Source organism: Paenibacillus sp. TAF43_2, from assembly GCF_052113545.1.
Lineage (GTDB): Bacteria > Bacillota > Bacilli > Paenibacillales > Paenibacillaceae > Pristimantibacillus.
Window position 1 is genome coordinate 1 of the sequence record NZ_JBFRDK010000310.1, and the last position, 3815, is coordinate 3815.

3 protein-coding genes are annotated in these 3815 nt (G+C 40.3%); 2 read left to right on the top strand and 1 reads right to left on the bottom strand.

The window, feature by feature from the left end:
- Positions 1–228: 228 nt before the first annotated feature.
- Entirely contained in the window at positions 229–585 is a 357-nt protein-coding gene (locus AB4Z17_RS32655) for a hypothetical protein (protein WP_339208874.1), read from the top strand.
- Positions 586–1203: 618 nt separating this feature from the next.
- Here AB4Z17_RS32655 and AB4Z17_RS32660 read toward each other — a convergent pair.
- A complete protein-coding gene (locus AB4Z17_RS32660) occupies positions 1204–2973 on the bottom strand; it encodes an ABC transporter substrate-binding protein (protein WP_441964522.1) in 1770 nt (589 codons plus the stop codon).
- A 460-nt stretch (positions 2974–3433) separates the two neighbouring features.
- Here AB4Z17_RS32660 and AB4Z17_RS32665 point away from each other — a divergent pair, with 460 nt between their 5' ends.
- Positions 3434–3688, top strand: coding sequence for a hypothetical protein (locus tag AB4Z17_RS32665; RefSeq protein ID WP_339208871.1), 255 nt, complete (start codon positions 3434–3436; stop codon positions 3686–3688).
- The last annotated feature ends 127 nt before the right edge of the window (positions 3689–3815 follow it).

Consider the following 3815-nt stretch of genomic DNA (forward strand, 5'->3'; position numbering starts at 1 on the left):
TCTTAAACTCGGTAGTAAATGTACGTCTTGGTTTTGGCATAGTAGATTCGCTCCTTCTCTGTTCCCTTCATTCTACTAGCCCTTATTTTTTCTGTATAACTTAGTGTAGACGATCCAGATTTTAAAATAATAAAGAAGAATCTTAAATAAGAGAGAGAAATAAATAAATTAGGTGTACAATACTAATAGACTCCTGTTAAGGAGTAAAATTAGATATGAGGTGTTCCCTTGATTCCAGAAGGTATTAATTGTTCCGTGTTTTTTGATGAAATTAAACAAAAACCAAAAAGTAACTCCACATTATTAATAAAAGGGATTGTCAGTTCCGGATTTAAAATTAAAATGAACTTGGAGTACTCAGGGGTAGAGCTTATCGATAATAGTAACGCCATGATGCCGGATGAAATTTTGAATTTATTAAATGAAGATTTAAATGAAATTTTCGGAAACGGACCATTTGATAAGAAAGTATTAAAACAAGAAATTAAAAACCTGAATATGCTGTATTATGTAAGATATAATGGTAAAGCATATCGAAGCGATGAATGGGATGCTATGCAGCCAGAAGACTTTGCACAAATGTAATAAACGCCATCATTTATAACGATATCGAAAATCCAAAGCACATGCAAAAACAGGAAAAAAGCCTCCCTATTATTATGGAGACTTCTCCCTGTTTGCGAGACAAGAATCGCAACCAGTTGTCGAAATCCTGCCGGTTTTAGCTCACAGCCTATGGCTTTTCATTAACTACAAATTAGGGTCTCGACCAACCGTGTATTATCAATTCCGTTTAGTTGCACTATCTGCAAATCCTTCAGCCCCATCCCCCTTGTCATATCAATACGCCTCTCAATTTAAGACAACCCAATTTTAAAAAAGATACAAGGATTTTTAAAATAATGAAATATCCAGGAAATGCTTTTTTTCTTATTTTGGGTAAGGTTCACCATATTGTGTCGGCGAATAATTCGCGCGATTCCCCTTAAACAGTACTCGTATTGTTCAATGAACCTTTAACATTACATAATTTTATTAAAAGTATTCAACAAAGAACAGTAGAATATAAGCAAGAAACTTTTATAAATGCTGCTGAGTCTTTTAGTTAATTAGCAATGAAATAAATCCTCCTCTGAATGGCTTTTGAGGGGGATTTTCTAAATCTCATTCATTATTTTAAAGATATAAAAGAGTAACCAATTGTTAGGCACGCCAAATGTGTTTGAAATCAATCCAGCCGAGCGAATTGATCCGAACTCCTTTTAAAGAAGGATGGTAGTCGGTATAAAATTTACTATGAAGCAAGAATAAGACCTGGTACTCCTCCCGAATTCTCTCTTCAATTTCTGTGTAAATAGCCATTCGGTCTGGCGAATTCCTGCAAGCAAGCGCTTCATCAAATCGATCAAGTGTCCAAACCGACAGCTCCGGCGTCATTAGTCTCTTCAAGAAGCTGTCTTCCTGTTCACAGCTCTCGATCAAACTAACCTCATCCTCAGGAAATACGAGCGAATACAGCGTCACATCAACCTCATCCAGCACATTCTCCGGTGACTCAACACGAACCTGCATCTTAATGCCATAGTCAGTACACTGCTTCTGAATCCATCGGGCATCAGCCTCATTACTCGTATGCGAACATAACGAAATCGGCGATTGATCGAATCCGTATCGGATAATCTGCTTGCGCAGCTCCTCATCGCAACCTGCTTCCCTTATTCCTTCAGAAGGTTCTGATTTAGGGAAAAAACCTTTGGCCGGCATATACCGGTAACCTCCAAGTTCGCGAATCATTCGCTTCCGGTCAAGCAGCTGATCTAAAATAGAGCGGAACATCTCCGACTGCTGAAGTCCTGCTCTCTGCATGTTAAAGCTCAGCATACTTGTACAGACGTTCTTGGATTCAAGCTTGATCCAGCCGTTCTCTTCAATCACAGCCAGCTGCTTCGGATCACAAATCAGCTGCTTCCAACTTGCCACATTGGCCTTAAGAGCTTCATGCTGCGGTACATGTACGATTTCGACCTGGTCCAAATGAGGACGTGATTGAAAATATTGTACATTTGCTTCTAGCAGCATCCTTCCACTGTTCCACTCTTCAATCTGGAAAGGGCCTGTGCCAATAGGACGCTTCCAGAACATCTCTTCGCTTTGCCCGAGCAGCCCTGAAGGCAATATTGACAATACAACGGAGCAGGCATATTTGAGAAATAACCAGTTGGGTTTATGCAATTGAATGCGTACAATCCGTTCTGATATGGCTTCGACTCTGTCCAGCGACCGCATAATCCAGCTATTCAGTTTTCCGCTTCTCAGACGTTCTATCGTAAAGACAACATCAGCTGCGGTAAGTTCAGTTCCGTCATGGAATAATACGCTTTTYCTCAGATGAAAAGTCCATACTGTAGCATCCTCATTGCATTCCCACTCATGGGCGATACCGGGCAATATCCGGCCCGTATTCTCCTCCAGCACGACAAGTCTGTCACAAATCTGCTGAATGATATGCGCATCAAATGAAAAGATACATTCTGCCGGATCCAGAGTCATGATCGTCCTTGTAATAGGAAGGCGCAGTACATCAGCCAGTTTCCCCTGCTGTTTGTGGAAGCCAAAGCTGCCTCTCATCCACTCCATAAATTTTTCATTGGCCACCGTTCCTTCCCCAAAGTTCTGGAGAAGATGAAAAGCCTTATTATAATCACCGTCTTCGGCATATTGTCGTGACAGATACAGAAGCAGCTTCTCCCGGTCTTTCCGGAAAGTAATCTGTGATCGGTTGCCCCTGCCTCTTCCTGCCCTCCACTCGATGAAGCCTTCCTCTGACAGTTTGCGGAGAACAAGCTTGGCATTTCGTTCCGTACAATACAGCGCCTCAGCTATTTTCTCCAGTGATGCCTCCGCCGCTGCACCTGCTCCAAGCTCACTCGCAAACCGCCCGTACAGCGTCAAATAACGTTCAATTGTTAACAAAGTAATTCCTCACCTCACTTAAAAGAGGAAATCTATTGAGCATATTCTACACTCTTTACACCTTTCTTTCACCTGTATAATGAAATTAACAAGCGAGGTACCCTAAACAAATTTCGACTTTACGTTTTGCTATGTCGAACAAATAAAAGGCAATATTTAATTAATGATATAGTACTATCTCCCTTGAACGAAATACATTATGTAATCGTTTTAAAAGCTTACCATAACCAACTAAACTAAATTCACTTAAGAATTTGACGTTTTTAATACCTGTTTACAGTGACTGATTCGCAAATTCGCAGGAAAACATCCTGACGGCTCTTTTTTCTGATTTACTTTTAATTTTATACTACTTATCAATCTATCATTTCAATGTATCTCAAAAAAAGGCATCATTTAAGTCACAATCTATCATCCTCCAGCATTTGATATAGAGTCTAGTGAAAGCGAGGTGATAGATATGTCTTCTGTAGGTATTCCTTTAGAACCTGATTTAGTATTAGTATCCTGGACAAGAAACCCGCTTATCCCCGGTTCTGCTCGCAAGATTACTGCTTCCCGTGTCATCGGCAGTGCTAAACCTTGTGAAAGCAAACTAACTTCAGGCTCGCTCCTTATCCCTGCAATAAAATGCTTGAAGAAGAACGGCTTTATTGTAGTTGTTAGCAAGAGAACAACAGCTGTATCCGGCTATTTACTGTTACAACGCGGATAGCATGATTTTTATTTATGATTTGGTTTATGAATGGGCTCTTCATCGGGGCCCTTTTTTTTAGTTTCTCCTCGTTCTGGTACTAACGATGTAACACTTTAGATGAAGTCTCAATTTCTGATTCTRCATC